This is a genomic window from Ruegeria sp. YTSA135, assembly GCF_059610165.1.
The window spans coordinates 442863-456978 of sequence record NZ_JBXWNC010000001.1; the positions used below are offsets into that span (position 1 = coordinate 442863).

At 56.6% G+C, this 14116-nt stretch carries 20 protein-coding genes; 11 read left to right on the forward strand and 9 right to left on the reverse strand.

Annotation, left to right across the window (positions count from 1 at the left end):
* Positions 1-10: 10 nt before the first annotated feature.
* Entirely contained in the window at positions 11-1006 is a 996-nt protein-coding gene (locus tag AC2FIT_RS02165; protein WP_496826184.1) for an alpha/beta hydrolase, read from the reverse strand.
* Positions 1006-1755 carry an alpha/beta fold hydrolase gene (locus tag AC2FIT_RS02170; protein WP_496826186.1) on the reverse strand — a complete coding sequence of 250 codons (750 nt, stop codon included), beginning with the start codon at positions 1753-1755 and terminating at the stop codon, positions 1006-1008. The genes AC2FIT_RS02165 and AC2FIT_RS02170 overlap by 1 nt, the downstream gene beginning before the upstream one ends.
* A gap of 215 nt (positions 1756-1970) precedes the next feature.
* Between AC2FIT_RS02170 and thrS the strand changes: the two genes are divergently transcribed.
* The 5 genes from thrS (at position 1971) to AC2FIT_RS02195 (ending at position 6662) form a co-directional block, all read left to right on the forward strand.
* Positions 1971-3929, forward strand: coding sequence for a threonine--tRNA ligase (thrS, locus tag AC2FIT_RS02175; RefSeq protein WP_496826188.1), 1959 nt, complete (start codon positions 1971-1973; stop codon positions 3927-3929).
* A gap of 219 nt (positions 3930-4148) precedes the next feature.
* Positions 4149-4451, forward strand: coding sequence for a BufA1 family periplasmic bufferin-type metallophore (locus AC2FIT_RS02180; RefSeq protein WP_068332193.1), 303 nt, complete (start codon positions 4149-4151; stop codon positions 4449-4451).
* Positions 4452-4522: 71 nt separating this feature from the next.
* Positions 4523-5380, forward strand: a complete 858-nt coding sequence (gene bufB, locus AC2FIT_RS02185; protein ID WP_496826191.1) for an MNIO family bufferin maturase — start codon at positions 4523-4525, stop codon at positions 5378-5380.
* Positions 5377-6138: an HvfC/BufC family peptide modification chaperone gene (locus AC2FIT_RS02190; protein WP_496826193.1), complete on the forward strand. Its 762-nt coding sequence runs from the start codon at positions 5377-5379 to the stop codon at positions 6136-6138. The genes bufB and AC2FIT_RS02190 overlap by 4 nt, the downstream gene beginning before the upstream one ends.
* Positions 6135-6662, forward strand: a complete 528-nt coding sequence (locus AC2FIT_RS02195; protein ID WP_496826195.1) for a DoxX family protein — start codon at positions 6135-6137, stop codon at positions 6660-6662. The genes AC2FIT_RS02190 and AC2FIT_RS02195 overlap by 4 nt, the downstream gene beginning before the upstream one ends.
* A gap of 1 nt (position 6663) precedes the next feature.
* On the opposite strand, the gene AC2FIT_RS02200 is transcribed toward AC2FIT_RS02195, so the two are convergent.
* Positions 6664-7032, reverse strand: coding sequence for a hypothetical protein (locus AC2FIT_RS02200; RefSeq protein WP_496826197.1), 369 nt, complete (start codon positions 7030-7032; stop codon positions 6664-6666).
* 41 nt (positions 7033-7073) lie between these two features.
* A complete protein-coding gene (locus AC2FIT_RS02205; protein ID WP_496826199.1) occupies positions 7074-7391 on the reverse strand; it encodes an ArsC/Spx/MgsR family protein in 318 nt (105 codons plus the stop codon).
* Positions 7392-7607: 216 nt separating this feature from the next.
* On the opposite strand from AC2FIT_RS02205, the gene AC2FIT_RS02210 reads away from it, so the two are divergent.
* Positions 7608-7814, forward strand: a complete 207-nt coding sequence (locus tag AC2FIT_RS02210; protein ID WP_008758035.1) for a cold-shock protein — start codon at positions 7608-7610, stop codon at positions 7812-7814.
* Positions 7815-7888: 74 nt separating this feature from the next.
* Here the strand turns inward: AC2FIT_RS02210 and AC2FIT_RS02215 are convergent, their stop codons facing one another.
* Together AC2FIT_RS02215 and thyX are read right to left on the reverse strand one after the other, a co-directional pair.
* Entirely contained in the window at positions 7889-8206 is a 318-nt protein-coding gene (locus tag AC2FIT_RS02215; protein ID WP_496826200.1) for a hypothetical protein, read from the reverse strand.
* A gap of 53 nt (positions 8207-8259) precedes the next feature.
* The gene (gene thyX, locus AC2FIT_RS02220) at positions 8260-9171 is read right to left on the reverse strand and encodes an FAD-dependent thymidylate synthase (RefSeq protein ID WP_496826202.1); all 912 of its coding nucleotides are present in this window, start codon (positions 9169-9171) and stop codon (positions 8260-8262) included.
* A gap of 175 nt (positions 9172-9346) precedes the next feature.
* On the opposite strand from thyX, the gene AC2FIT_RS02225 reads away from it, so the two are divergent.
* From AC2FIT_RS02225 to AC2FIT_RS02235, 3 genes are read left to right on the forward strand one after another with little or no spacing between them, the layout of a single operon-like run.
* A complete protein-coding gene (locus AC2FIT_RS02225; protein WP_496826204.1) occupies positions 9347-9775 on the forward strand; it encodes a VOC family protein in 429 nt (142 codons plus the stop codon).
* A gap of 17 nt (positions 9776-9792) precedes the next feature.
* Positions 9793-10476: a DUF1194 domain-containing protein gene (locus tag AC2FIT_RS02230; protein WP_496826505.1), complete on the forward strand. Its 684-nt coding sequence runs from the start codon at positions 9793-9795 to the stop codon at positions 10474-10476.
* Positions 10473-11183: a DUF1194 domain-containing protein gene (locus AC2FIT_RS02235; RefSeq protein WP_496826206.1), complete on the forward strand. Its 711-nt coding sequence runs from the start codon at positions 10473-10475 to the stop codon at positions 11181-11183. Before AC2FIT_RS02230 ends, AC2FIT_RS02235 begins: the two co-directional genes overlap by 4 nt.
* On the opposite strand, the gene AC2FIT_RS02240 is transcribed toward AC2FIT_RS02235, so the two are convergent.
* The 3 genes from AC2FIT_RS02240 to AC2FIT_RS02250 form a co-directional block, all read right to left on the reverse strand.
* Entirely contained in the window at positions 11184-11681 is a 498-nt protein-coding gene (locus AC2FIT_RS02240) for a MarR family winged helix-turn-helix transcriptional regulator (protein ID WP_496826208.1), read from the reverse strand.
* A 78-nt stretch (positions 11682-11759) separates the two neighbouring features.
* Positions 11760-12017 (reverse strand): succinate dehydrogenase assembly factor 2, encoded by a 258-nt coding sequence (locus AC2FIT_RS02245; protein ID WP_205626520.1) that lies wholly within the window; start codon positions 12015-12017, stop codon positions 11760-11762.
* Entirely contained in the window at positions 12014-12406 is a 393-nt protein-coding gene (locus AC2FIT_RS02250; RefSeq protein WP_475183264.1) for a helix-turn-helix domain-containing protein, read from the reverse strand. Before AC2FIT_RS02250 ends, AC2FIT_RS02245 begins: the two co-directional genes overlap by 4 nt.
* 91 nt (positions 12407-12497) lie before the next feature.
* Between AC2FIT_RS02250 and AC2FIT_RS02255 the strand changes: the two genes are divergently transcribed.
* Both AC2FIT_RS02255 and AC2FIT_RS02260 read left to right on the forward strand, forming a co-directional pair.
* Complete coding sequence (locus tag AC2FIT_RS02255; protein WP_496826210.1) at positions 12498-13700, forward strand: pyridoxal phosphate-dependent aminotransferase; 1203 nt, start codon at positions 12498-12500, stop codon at positions 13698-13700.
* Between the two features lie 13 nt (positions 13701-13713).
* Positions 13714-14115 (forward strand): hypothetical protein, encoded by a 402-nt coding sequence (locus tag AC2FIT_RS02260; RefSeq protein WP_496826212.1) that lies wholly within the window; start codon positions 13714-13716, stop codon positions 14113-14115.
* The last annotated feature ends 1 nt before the right edge of the window (position 14116 follow it).

Here is a 14116-nt window from a genome sequence, read left to right on the forward strand (position 1 = left end):
TTACGCATCTCTACTCTATACCTATTCCGTTCAGCCACTCCAGAATGCCCGTCACAGCGGCGTCAGTCTGCCCCGGAGACATCAGCCGCCCCGCGATCACATGCGATGCAGGATCATCCCCCGGCCCCATCGTCACCAGCTCTACCGTCGCAGGGCCGCCCCATGCCTCGGCCACTTTGTGGGTCAGGTCGGGCCGCACCACCTGATCGTTATCCGAGAACCAAAATAGCGCCGGCACCTTTGTGCCTGAAACGTCCTGTGCATAGACGGTTTCGACCAACGCTGTCATCGGCACCACCGCCTCCCACGGGTAGACCGATGTCCAGTACGTGTTCTTTTCCGGGTCTGGGCCAGAGACATCGCGGGTTTCCCCCATCACCATCGGCAGCCAGCCGCGTGCCCAAGGCAAACCAGGTATCCAGGCGCCCGGCGTGTTCACACCGAAGTTGGGCGAGACAAAGACGATCCCGGCTACGCCCTTACTCAGCCCCTCATCCAACGCGGCAGCTACGGCCAAGGTGCCACCGGTCGAGGTCGAGATGACAACAACCTTATCGCCAACCGCCCGCGCCGCTGCTAATCCTTCGGCCATGTCAACCATCCAGCCCGATGCCGTTCCTTCGGCCAAGGCATCGCCGTGCTGTCGCCCGTGGCCTTGCAAGCGGGTATAGACAAGGTTGGCCCCCAGCGCGTCTGCCACCAAGTCGGGCACCGGGCGGATTTCCTCGGACGAGGCCGAGAATCCGTGAACGTAGAGCACCGATACCGGCGTGCGCTGCTCTTTAAAGCCGTCTTGCCAGATCACGCGCTTTTCAACGCCCGGAACGATGTCGTCATAGGCAGACTCGGTACTTTCGAAGTAAACTTGGACGCCTTCGCCAAACTTGCGCGGATCAAAGCGCGGGTTCAGATTAACTTCTTCACGCGGGCCAAGCCAATAGATCAGCCCGCAAATCACAATTAGCGCAAGCAGCGCGCGCCCAAGAAGCCATCCGATACATTGCATCAGCCTTTCCCCATGACTTCAAGCACGGCCTGTTCGATCAGGCTCAAACAGGGGCCATCGGAAAAGCGGTGATCCGCATCCTTGACCAAAAGTAGCTGCATATCCGGTCCAGTCGCGTGGTTCAGCAACCGCACGGCCGTTTCCGTTGACACCGCCGTATCCGCCGTTCCTTGCAAAAAACGCACCGGAAAAGGCAAGCTCAAAGGGTCACGCAACACAAGGCGCTGCCGCCCATCCGTGATCATCCGTTTGGTGATAATGTAAGGCTCCATGTAGTCCGAGGGCAGCTCAACGTGACCGACGCTATCCAGCGCCGCCTTTTGCTCATCACTGAACGACGCCCAATACCCATCCTCGGTAAAGTCCGGTGCAGCGGCGATGGTGACCATGCCCGCAAACCGCTCGGGCATCGCCTTGGCCAACAACAGCGCCTGCCACCCTCCCATGGATGATCCTACAACGATCAAAGGCCCGTCAGTTAGTGCAGTAACAGCAGCAACCGTATCCTCGTGCCAATCCCCGATACAGCCATCGGTAAACGCCTCAGAGCTTTCGCCGTGGCCAGAATAATCAAACCGCAGGAACGCCTGCCCGCGAGCCTGCGCCCAGGCGTCAAGATGCACCGCCTTGGTGCCCTCCATATCCGATTTGAGGCCACCTAGGAAAACAATAGTCGGACCTATGCCCTCGCGCTTGTGATAGGCCAACCGTCGTCCCTGCGATGTTTCCAAAATTTCCGCTGCTGGCATGAAACCCTCTTTTCTTTTGCAGCATCATGCACGCAACGCGCCCAAGCGCAATTCCCGGATCCCACTTCATCTGGCCCTAAATATCCCGGGGAGCGCGAGGGGCTGGCCCCTCGCCACCACCCTTGACACACACGCCACCACCTGCCACATGGGCCGAACACACATAACCCGCAACCGGGCGTTCAGTGGGCGCCAAACCGACGAGGAGAGCCGATATGGCCCTGGATGCAAAATCCGTCTCACTCACCTTTCCCGATGGCAATGCACGATCATACGACGCAGGCGTTACACCGGCGCAGGTGGCTGCCGATATTTCAACCTCGTTGGCGAAAAAGGCCATCTCGGCCACGGTGAATGGTCAGCACTGGGATCTGCAATGGCCCATCGAAGCCGACGCGGACATCGCCATCCACACCATGAAGGATGAGGTTCAGGCCAATGAACTGATCCGCCACGATCTGGCGCATGTCATGGCCCGCGCGGTACAGGAAATCTGGCCCGCGACCAAAGTCACTATCGGCCCCGTTATCGAAAACGGCTGGTACTACGACTTTGACCGCGAAGAGCCTTTTACGCCCGAAGATCTTGGCCTCATCGAGAAAAAGATGAAAGAGATCATCAATAAGCGCGATCCCGTCACCACCGAGGTTTGGGACCGTCACCGCGCGATCGAGTTCTACAAGGCCAATAATGAGCCCTACAAGGTCGAGTTGATCGAATCGATTCCGGGCGATGAGCCGCTGCGCATGTACTGGCACGGCCATTGGCAGGATCTGTGCCGTGGCCCGCATTTGCAACACACCGGCCAACTTCCGGGTGATGCCTTCAAGCTGATGTCTATCGCGGGCGCATATTGGCGCGGCGATAGCGACCGCGCGATGCTGCAGCGTATCTACGGCGTGGCATTCACCGGCAAAGAAAAGCTGAAAGCCCACCTGAATATGCTGGAAGAGGCGGCAAAGCGCGACCACCGCAAGCTGGGCCGCGAGATGAACCTCTACCACATGCAGGAAGAAGCCCCCGGTCAGGTCTTCTGGCATCCTAACGGCTGGAAAATTTATACCACCTTGCAGGATTACATGCGCCGAATGCAGGAGCGTGACGGTTATGTCGAGGTGAACACACCCCAGGTGGTCGACCGCAAATTGTGGGAGGCTTCGGGCCACTGGGACAAGTATCAGGAGAACATGTTCATCGTCGAAGTGGACGAAGAGCACGCCCGCGAAAAGGCAATCAATGCACTGAAACCGATGAACTGCCCATGCCACGTGCAGGTGTTCAATCAGGGCCTGAAATCTTATCGCGACCTACCCCTGCGCATGGCCGAGTTCGGGTCGTGTGCGCGGTACGAACCTTCTGGCGCCTTGCACGGCATCATGCGCGTTCGTGGCTTCACGCAGGACGATGGACACATCTTCTGCGCCGAGGATCAGATCGAATCCGAAACCGCCAAGTTCATCGCATTCCTGTCCAGTGTCTATGCCGATTTGGGTTTCCACGACTGGACGATCAAACTTTCCACTCGCCCGGAAAAGCGGATTGGTACAGACGAAAGCTGGGATTTCGTGGAAAAGGCTCTGGGCGATGCCTGCAAGGCGGCAGGTTATGACTACGAACTGCTGGAAGGCGAAGGCGCGTTTTATGGTCCCAAGCTGGAATTCACGCTAACCGATGCCATCGGCCGGACATGGCAATGCGGCACCTTGCAAGTCGACCCGAACCTGCCGGAACGGCTGGATGCCAACTTTATTGGCGCCGACGGGGCAAAGCACCGCCCCTACATGCTGCACCGTGCGTGTTTGGGCTCGTTCGAGCGCTTCATCGGCATCCTGATCGAAGAACACGCGGGCAAGCTGCCCTTCTGGCTTGCGCCGCGTCAGGTTGTTGTCGCCTCGATCACGTCCGAGGCCGACGACTACGTCATGGAAGTGGTCGAGGCCCTCAAGTCAACCGGTGTGCGTGCCGAAGCAGATATCCGCAACGAAAAGATCAACTACAAGGTCCGCGAACACTCGGTCAGCAAGGTTCCGGTTATCCTGGCCGTGGGTCACCGCGAGGTCGAGGAACGTACTGTGACAGTCCGCCGTCTGGGTGAAAAACAAACGCAGGTTCAATCGCTTGAGGCTGTAACAAACGAGCTTTCCAACGCCGCCACCCCGCCTGATCTGATGTAACATTGGCACCAAATTGCCGAAAATCCGGCCCTGATTGCGGGGCCGGGTTGAAATATTTGTCATTTTTCAATTCTAAAACAGTCTGTTAACTTGCAATAGGGCATGACTTATCCTGACGGGCTTGTGAGACACGGGCTCGTGAATTCAACTCTGCCCGACAAGCCATTACCTTTGTTATCGTTAAAACAGACATACGCAGTCACCAAAAGGAACACCGAGATGTCGAACACAGCAAAAACCCTAGTTATCGCAAGCGCCGTAGCAGCAGCAGTTGCAGGCACCGCAACCACCGCAACCGCTCAGGCCAAAGAAAAGTGCTACGGCATTTCGCTGGCTGGTGAGAATGACTGTGCCGCGGGTCCCGGCACCACCTGCGCAGGCAGCTCGACTGTCGACTATCAGGGCAACGCATGGACCCTTGTTGATGCAGGCACCTGCGCAGATATCGAACTGCCGGCACAAGCCGATGGTACTCCGCGCAAAGGTTCGCTGGAAGCACAAGACCGCGACCTGCCGGCATAAGAACTTGTTCTAAAAATTCGAGGGCGGGCCATAACGCCCGCCCTTTGTTCTTCGTAATCGAGGATCTGGCAATGTTGGATGATGCACTCAGGTCAAACCGTCTGCCCGCGGCGCCGGGCGTTGGATACAAACCGCAGCATTTTGCGCAGATACTTGAACAGGCGCAGCCCGTCGCGTGGCTAGAGATTCATGCCGAGAACTATATGGGCGATGGTGGGCGGCCTCTTGCCCAGCTACGGCATCTCTCCGAAAAGTTTCCGATTTCGGTTCATGGCGTCGGCCTGTCAATCGGGGGGGAAGGTCCGCTGGATGCCGAGCATCTGGCACGTCTGAAGCATTTGCTCGGCTGGCTGGACCCTGCCAGTTTTTCTGAACACTTGGCCTGGTCAACGCATGACAGCCATTTCCTGAACGACCTTCTACCTCTTCCTTATGCGGACGCAACGCTGGCCCGCGTCTGTGAACATATTGATCAGGTACAAGAGGTTGTGGGGCGGCAAATGCTGCTTGAAAACCCCTCCAGCTATCTCGCATTCGAGGAAAGCACCTGGTCCGAACCTGATTTCCTGCGCGAGGTCTCACAGCGTACCGGATGTGGATTGTTGCTGGACGTAAACAATGTGTTCGTATCGGCCACCAACCTGGATTTCTCACCGCAGGGCTATATCGACGCCTATCCCTTAGATAGAGTTGGCGAAATTCATCTTGGCGGCCATGATGAGGATCAGGATGACCACGGCCACCCCCTGTTGATCGACAGTCACGGGCGTGAGGTTGTCGACCCGGTCTGGGCGCTGCTGGACTACGTTCTTGAAAAGTCCGGCCCCAAACCATTGCTGGTTGAATGGGACACCGATGTCCCTGACTGGCCCGTATTGCGGGCTGAAGCTGACCGCGCGCAGGCAGCACTGGATCGAGTACCGGCATGACCGTTTCTCAGACAGCTTTTCACGCTGCGCTGCTGGACCCGTCTGCAGCCATCCCAGAGGGGCTTCTGGACGCTGCCGCACACCCCGCTGGGCGCCGGTTCAACGTATATCGGAACAACGTGGCGGCTTCGCTCACAGAAGCGATGCATCAGGCCTTTCCTGTTATTGCGAAACTGCTTGGGGCGCAAAACATGGATGGCTTGTCCGGAATCTATCTGCGCCAGCATCCGCCCTCATCACCCCTGATGATGTTCTATGGCGAGGCGTTCCCGGACTTTCTGGCCGGAATAGAGCAGCTTTCACATCTTGGCTACCTACCTGATGTCGCACGGCTAGAGCTGGCCTTGCGTCGCGCCTACCACGCTGCGGATAGCCAGGCTGCCCCGGCGGATGCGCTGGCGCTTCCACCCGAGGATATCATGAACGCGCGCTTGGAATTTGCCCCGTCGATGCAGGTTCTGCGCTCTGACTGGCCAATTTATTCCATCTGGCGTTTCAACTCCGAAGAAGGCGCACCAAAACCCGAACCCGGTGCCCAGGACGTTCTGATTACACGGCCCGAATATGACCCGCTTCCACAGCTACTGCCAGCCGGTGGTGCGCAATGGATTGCGGGCCTTCAGGCCGGAAAAACCATTGGTGTCGCGTTTGAAGAAACAGCGGCACAATCCCCCGAGTTTGACCTTGGGGCCACTCTGGCGCTTCTTTTACAAGGCGGCGCAATAACTTCTGTGATTATCGAAAGGCTGGCAAAATGACTGCCCTGATCTCATTACACAACAACACTCTGGGACGACTGGAGTTGACCTCTGACTGGTTGACACCAACGTTGGCCCGGGTGGTCTTTGCGGCAACAATGCTGGTGTATTACTGGAACTCCGCAATGACGAAACTGGGCAACGGTTTCTTTGGCTTCCTGTTCCCATCCGACGGCGCCTATGTACAGATCTTCCCCAAGGCGATGGAAGCGGTCAGCTATGACAGCTCGCAATTGGGTCTTATTCACTGGGCGATCGCCCTGGCAGGCACCTGGGCTGAATTCCTGCTGCCAGCAATGATCGTTGTCGGTCTGCTGTCGCGCTTTGCGGCACTTGGTATGATCGCATTTGTCTGGGTGCAGACCATTGTGGACGTCACCGGCCACGGTGCTGCGCTGGGTAGCTACTTCAGCAATGCGACGACCTTGCTGGACGATCGTACAATCTGGTCGTTCCTGTTTCTGGTGATCGTCATCAACGGTGCCGGTCCGCTTTCACTGGACCGTATCCTAAAGATCAAGTGATCTAAAAATGCGCCTTGGGCTGGTCCGGTTTACCCGCGGCTAGCCCAAGGAGGCCCGCCACGGCCGCGAACGCAACCGGGAACATGGTAAACACGTTAAAGCCAAACGCGTAGTACATCCCGGCTGCTGAAATCAGTAACAACACGCCTCCAAACAGTGCCCGTGCATGGGCCATCGCACCACCGGCAATTGCCAGCAACGGCGCGATGATCGAAGCGATCTGTATGACCTGCGCGTTGTCGACCTGCTCGGCAAAACCCTCGATCTCTCCGTACCGGTCGATCAGTTCGACGTATCCATAGCCGAAAAAGCCAACGATCATACCGATCAGACCGGCGATGACGCCCAAAATCATAGCTGCGTTGCGCATTCATTACCCTCTTACTTGCGACAATTCACATAATTACCCGTTTACTCGACGCCAAGACCTGCCCGTGTCTGCGGCGACCATCCCAGGAAAAGCTCTCCGTCACGCTCAATCAAAGGGCGCTTCATCAGGGTTGGATGATCTGCCAGCAGCTCTAGCGGCGGCCGCGCGCGCTGAGCATCGTCCAATCCGCGCCATGTTGTTGAGCGTGTGTTGAGCAAAGCCTCGCCGAAACGATCCAGCGCCTGTTGCAACACATTCTCAGGCACACCGTCGCTGCGAACGTCGAAGAACTTGACATCTGTAAGTGTTTTCAATGCTTTACGGCAGGTATCACAGGTTTTCAGGCCAAAAAGGCGCATATCTTGGGTCTTCCTTTTTTTGATTGAATTTTCAGCATTTTTCTACGCGCACGTCGGTAATTCTTGATTTTTTACTTTACCGTGCAATGTTGAAAAAGACGAAATACGCATTTCGGGCTGTATCGCATGTGCGGCACGGCTATGATTTGCGGCGACGTCAATCACTGCCCCCACCAATTTTGTGGGACAACGTGCAAGTAGAAGGAGACACGGGAAATGCCAACTGGCACCGTGAAATGGTTTAATACCACTAAAGGCTACGGCTTTATTGCGCCTGATGAAGGCGGCAAGGACGTATTTGTTCACATCTCGGCCGTTGAACGGTCTGGGCTGACTGGGCTGGCTGACAATCAGAAAGTCTCGTACGAGTTACAAGACGGACGTGACGGTCGCCAAATGGCAGCTGATTTGAAGCCGTTGTAAAACAGCCCCGCATAGAGCGGGCGGTCAAAATAGGCCAACGGCCAATTGACGGCCGTTGACCGCTTCCCAAAAGGTCAAAGCGCCTTACCCTCGTGCCGGGTCTTCAGCGGCATGAGTGTACCAGTCGTGACCCATCGCGACGATACATGAGTTACGGTGGCATAGGTCATAAACATCGTCCAATCCCCTGATTTGCTCGTCCAAACCTCCATCACTTGCTCGGGGCTGCGGACGCCGGTTGCTGTGCGTTTTGCGCGGAATTGGCGGGTCAGTTTTTCGTGCATACGAGAAGTTGGCTCATAAATCACCTCGGCAATCGGGGATTTTGCATATGCTGCCGGTACCAACGTCAGGCACAGGCAGACCATACTTATCGCAGCAGTTCGGATCATACCTCGTTTGTAACGGTTTTACGCCGATTTGTATAGACAAACGATATGCGAAATTAAGCCTTTCGAATAACCGCCTCGAACTCACGCCATTCCCGCGCAGTCATTCTGGAATTTTCCTGTGTCACCGCCTCACCCGCCAGCATCCTGCGCAGGCAGTCGACCATTTGCGCTGAAAGATTGACCGCGCCCAGACGGTAATCTTCAAACGCTTTGTAGGCGAAGGGCACCCAGTCGGCGACGATCTTGCACATAGTCTCGGCGTAGACGCGGATTTCGTATTGGGCGTGCGGGTCGGCCCGCAGACGCAGGAAGTGGAACAGATTGTGCAGGTCAACCTTCCAGTACCACTGTGTGTAGATATTGGCGGGCAGGTTCATCCGTGCCAGTTCACGTGCCAGCCCCTGTTGGCCATCCTGGCTGATCATTGCTTCGTAATTATCATAGCAGCGCGCGCTATCCGCCTTGAGGATATCCAGAACTCGTACCGCCTCTTCACCTTCCAAAGCAGAGCCGCGGCCCTGATTGTTGACTTCGGATTGTGCTGCCACGTGATCGGGTGCCGGAATATAAAACTCACGATCCAAAATCGAGTAGCGCGCAGAGTATTCGTTCACATTCGCCGTACGATGGCGAATCCATTGCCGGGCAACAAATACGGGCAATTTGACATGTAGCTTGACCTCACACATCTCGAACGGGGTCGAATGCCAATGACGCATCAGATAGCGGATCAAGCCTTCGTCATTCTGAACGGATTTGGTGCCCTTGCCGTATGATACCCGTGCCGCCTGACAGATCGCGGCGTCATCACCCATATAGTCAATTACACGCACAAATCCGTGGTCCAGCACCTGATGCGCTGTATACAGGTGCTCTTCCATACCCGCAGCCACAACGCGGCGTGTGGGATGCGATTGCGCCCGTTGCGCTTCGATCTCGGCCAGTTGGTCAGAGGACAGCGGCATGAAATTTCCTTTCCAGCAATGAGTCGTGTACCACTATATATCGGCAATACTTCGACCGGAACCGCGATATGTGCGCTCATTTTCTGTTACGCAAAAATGTGTCCCTGCTGCCCCTCGACACCCTTAGTCCGCGCGCTAAGGTGCCCTGTATTACCTGAACAGAAAGGAAGCCACTATGGGGTTGACATATCTTCACACCATGGTCCGCGTGAAGGATCTGGAGAAGTCGATGGCGTTCTACGAACTCCTGGGTCTGAAGGAAACGCGCCGCTATGACAGTGAACAAGGGCGATTCTCGCTGATCTTCATGGCACCTCCGGGGCAAGAGGACCGGCCGATCGAGCTTACGTACAACTGGGATGGGGACGACGCGTTGCCCAGCGACAGCCGTCACTTCGGACATCTCGCCTATGGCGTCGACAATATCTACGAGACCTGCCAGCACCTTCAGGACAACGGTGTGGTTATCAATCGCCCGCCGCGGGACGGCCGCATGGCCTTTGTTCGCTCACCCGACAATATTTCGGTCGAACTGCTGCAAAACGGGGATGCGCTAGAGCCCGCAGAGCCTTGGGCCAGCATGGAAAGCACCGGCCACTGGTGAATCGGTGGCTGACAGCAATGGGGTTGGCTGCGTTGGCCAACCCGCTTCGGGCTGAAACCTGCCGCCTTGCCCTGGCCTTGGCCATGGATATCTCTACCTCGGTAGATGCGACAGAGGACGCATTGCAACGACAGGGGTTGGCAGCCGCTCTGGTCGCCCCAGAGGTAACGCAGGCGTTTTTTTCTTCCCCCATGCCCGTAGCCTTGGCCGTGTATGAATGGAGCGGGCGCACAAACCAGCGCATTATCCTGAACTGGACAATGATCAGCACTCAGGCCGATCTGTTGGCGGCTGCGGCGACAGTGCAGCAATCGGTTCGGTCTGACAGTGGATCGGCCACGGCAATGGGGTATGCTCTGGCTTTTGGCGCCACACTGATGCAGCAAGCGCCCCCCTGCCTGTTCCAGACCATTGATCTATCCGGCGACGGGTCAAACAATGACGGATACGGGCCGGCTTCGGCCTATCGGCATTTCCCTTTCGAGAACACAGTGGTCAACGGGCTGGTCATCAACGCCGCCGATTTTGAAGGTGAGTTGTACCTGATCCCGTTTTTCGAAAACAACGTTCTGTACGGCCCGGGTGCCTTTCTTGAAATTGCGCAAGGGTTTGAGGATTTTGAACGTGCCATGCGACGCAAACTGGAGCGCGAATTAACCAGCTTGCAGATCGGCGCATTGCAGGAGTTGGCGCCAAAATGATGCGGGTCTTGGCGGCATTCCTAAGTGTGATTGCCGGGTCAGCCGCTGCGGAATGCCGTCAAGCTTTGGCGTTGGGGCTGGATGTATCCGGATCCGTGGACAATGCTGAGTACCGCCTGCAAGTGGACGGACTGGCAGCCGCATTGCAACGGCCAGAAGTCACTCAGCTGATTCTGTCCGAAACTGCCCCGCCCGTACGCCTGGCGATTTTTGAGTGGAGCGAGCCCGGCCATCACCGTTTGCTGCTGGACTGGACAACCATTCAAGCAGAAGCAGACCTTGAACAGATCGCTTTGGTGCTGACCAACACACAGCGCAGTACCGCGCCACATGGAACTGCTGTTGGGGCAGCAATGCTTTACGGGGCCGAGCTGCTGTCACAGCAGGCAGGGTGCTGGAGGCGGACGCTGGACCTCTCTGGCGATGGCAAACACAACCTTGGCACCCACCCGCGCGACGCCAAGAAAACGCTTCGATCCTCAGGTGTAACCATCAATGGTCTTGTCATCGGCGCTGATGATCCAAGCCACGGTGACAAGCGTTATGTGCAGGTCGGAGAGCTTTCTGCCTACTATAATACCTGGGTCATTCTCGGCCCAAATGCCTTTGTCGAGGTCGCATTGGGGTTCGATGCCTTCGAAGATGCCATGACCCGGAAACTGATGCGGGAACTCAAAGGATTAGTCTTGTCCGACGCACGCCCCTGATCAGTAGATGTACCGGATTTGATCGGTCCAGTAGCGTTCCACCCTGCGCAGAGATGTTGTGATGTCGTCGATACCTTCCAGCCCCAAGACCCCACGGGTCTGCAACCCTTCGGCGTGGCGTGCAAACAGGTCAGATACGATATCGCGGATTTCCCGGCCGCGCGGTGTCAAGCGAACCCGGACCGAGCGCCTGTCGATTTCGCAACGTTGATGGTGCATATAGCCCATCTCGACCAGTTTCTTGAGGTTGTAGCTAACATTGCTGCCTTGGTAATACCCTCGGCTTTTCAGTTCGCCCGCCGTTACCTCATGATCGCCGATATTAAATAGCAAAAGGGCCTGAACCGCGTTGATCTCTAGTATGCCGACACGCTCAAACTCATCCTTGATGACGTCTAAAAGCAAACGGTGCAGCCGCTCAACCAAGGCAAGCGCCTCAAGATAGCTGGTCATGAAACCATTGATTGCCGGCGCGGAGACCTGCATTTCCATACTCATCCGACCCTCCGATTCAGTCGCGCTGTTTCAGGCAGCATGAAACGAATTCCCCAAGAATCGGTTAAACTGGAATTTCTTTTATTTTTGAAAAGTTTGAGCGATATCCGCAATCAGGTCCGCATAGGCCTTGGGTGAAGGAACCTGCCCTGTGACCCATTGATACAGGTCCTGATCGTTTTCATGAAGCAGTGCGTCGTACAAATCCAGACCGGCCGCGTCCATCGCCGCCAGATTGCGCTTGGCATAGGCAGAAAGGATCAGGTCCATCTCTTTGATCCCGCGGCGCATCGAACGCATCTGCATGCGCTTGATCATGACGTCCCGTGTTTCGGTCACTTTCCTTGCTCCAGCATCAAGCGAAGTTTTTTCTCAAGCCGGGCTGTTCGTTCAGCGCAAGCCCGCATCTCGCCGCGGATCGCACGCAGCTCTGCCACCGCACTTCCCAGTTCAAGATTTGTTTCACCGTCTTCGATTGGGGCTTCCATGCCCTCGCCCTCACCAGTCAGCAGCCACATGATCGACACGTTGACCATCCCGGCAATCATTGACAGGCGGTTCGCGCGCGGTTCGGACAAATCGTTTTCCCAGGCCGCAATCGTCGCTTTTTTGACCCCAAGACGCCGCGCCAATTGAGATTGTGTCATACCCGCCGCTTCGCGCGCACCCGCCAGCCGGTCGCCCAATGTTGCCGCTTCTGGTCCAAACCAATCATTTTCGTCATTCATCGGGGTCTCCAATCCAGTATTTCATATCGCTTGATCGTCATTCTGGCGCACCCTATGACAGTCAGGTTGAACATACAAACCGAGGCCTTCCATGAGTTTCCTGTCTGCGACACTGTCACGCGTAAAACCATCCCCCACGATGGCGATAACGGCCAAGGCCGCCGAATTAAAAGCAGCAGGGCGCGACATCATCGGCCTGAGCGCAGGTGAGCCTGATTTTGACACGCCGCAAAACATCAAGGACGCAGCCGTTGCAGCCATCGCAGCGGGAAAAACCAAATACACCGCTCCTGATGGCATACCTGAGTTGAAACAAGCCGTCTGCGCCAAGATGAAGCGTGATCACGGATTGGATTACACGCCAGCACAAGTCTCGATCGGGTCTGGTGGCAAACAGACGCTGTATAACGCGCTTATGGCTTCGATGAACGAAGGTGACGAGGTCATCATTCCCGCCCCCTACTGGGTCAGCTACCCGGATATGGTCCTGCTGGCCGGGGGCACACCGGTCATTGTTGAAACGGCGCTGGAAAACAGATTCAAACTGACCGCCGAACAGCTTGAGGCCGCGATCACGCCAAAGACCAAGTGGTTCATCTTCAACTCTCCGTCAAACCCAACCGGTGCCGGCTACAGCCGCGATGAATTGAAGGCGCTGACCGATGTGCTGAAGCGCCACCCGCATGTCTGGATCATGTCCGACGATATGTATGAACACCTGGCCTATGACGGGTTCGAATTCTGCACTCCGGCAGAGGTCGAACCAAGCCTTTATGACCGGACGCTGACCTGCAACGGTGTGTCGAAAGCCTATGCCATGACCGGCTGGCGCATCGGCTATGCGGCTGGCCCGGTCGAGATCATCGCTGCGATGCGCAAGGTTCAGTCGCAGTCAACGTCAAACCCCTGCTCGATCAGTCAATGGGCCGCAATCGAGGCGCTGAACGGTACACAGTCTTTCCTGGCCCCGAATAATGAAACGTTCAAACGTCGTCGCGATCTTGTGGTTGGCATGTTGAACAAGATCGAAGGTATCACCTGCCCGACACCTGAGGGTGCGTTCTATGTCTACCCGTCCATCGCCGGGCTGATCGGCAAAACGACCCCGGCGGGCACGTTGATCGACACGGACGAAGCGTTCGTCACTGCCCTGCTGGAAGAGGCGGACGTTGCCGTTGTATTCGGTGCGGCCTTTGGCCTGTCACCGAATTTCCGGGTCAGCTATGCAACGTCGGACGAGGCTCTGACCGAGGCCTGCACCCGCATCCAGCGCTTCTGCGCATCGCTAACCTGATCCGGAGACATTGATGACCGCTGAACTGCCCGAATACTACTTTCGAATCCGCGAGAATGGCGCGGCCGTTTTCAGGATCGACACTGAAAACCGCCAGCGACGGATCGAGATGGATCAGATCGCGGTCATCAATATCCGCAATGGCGAGGTTAAGCCGCAGGGCCAGCGCACCCTCAGCGAAGCCGATCAGGCCGAAATCGCACGTTGGATGGAGGAGAGAAAAGCTCTGCTTGCGCAGCGTGATATTGACGATATTCACCGCGCGGTCGACTATTTGAACCTGACCACGCAATGGGCACAATCAAAGGCCACGGATCAGCAGCTTGAGGATGTCACCGACCGATTGCTGCTGGCGATGCACGATCTGCGTTCGGTTCTGGTGCGCAAAAAGGCAGACCGTTTGAGCAAGGGCTAAG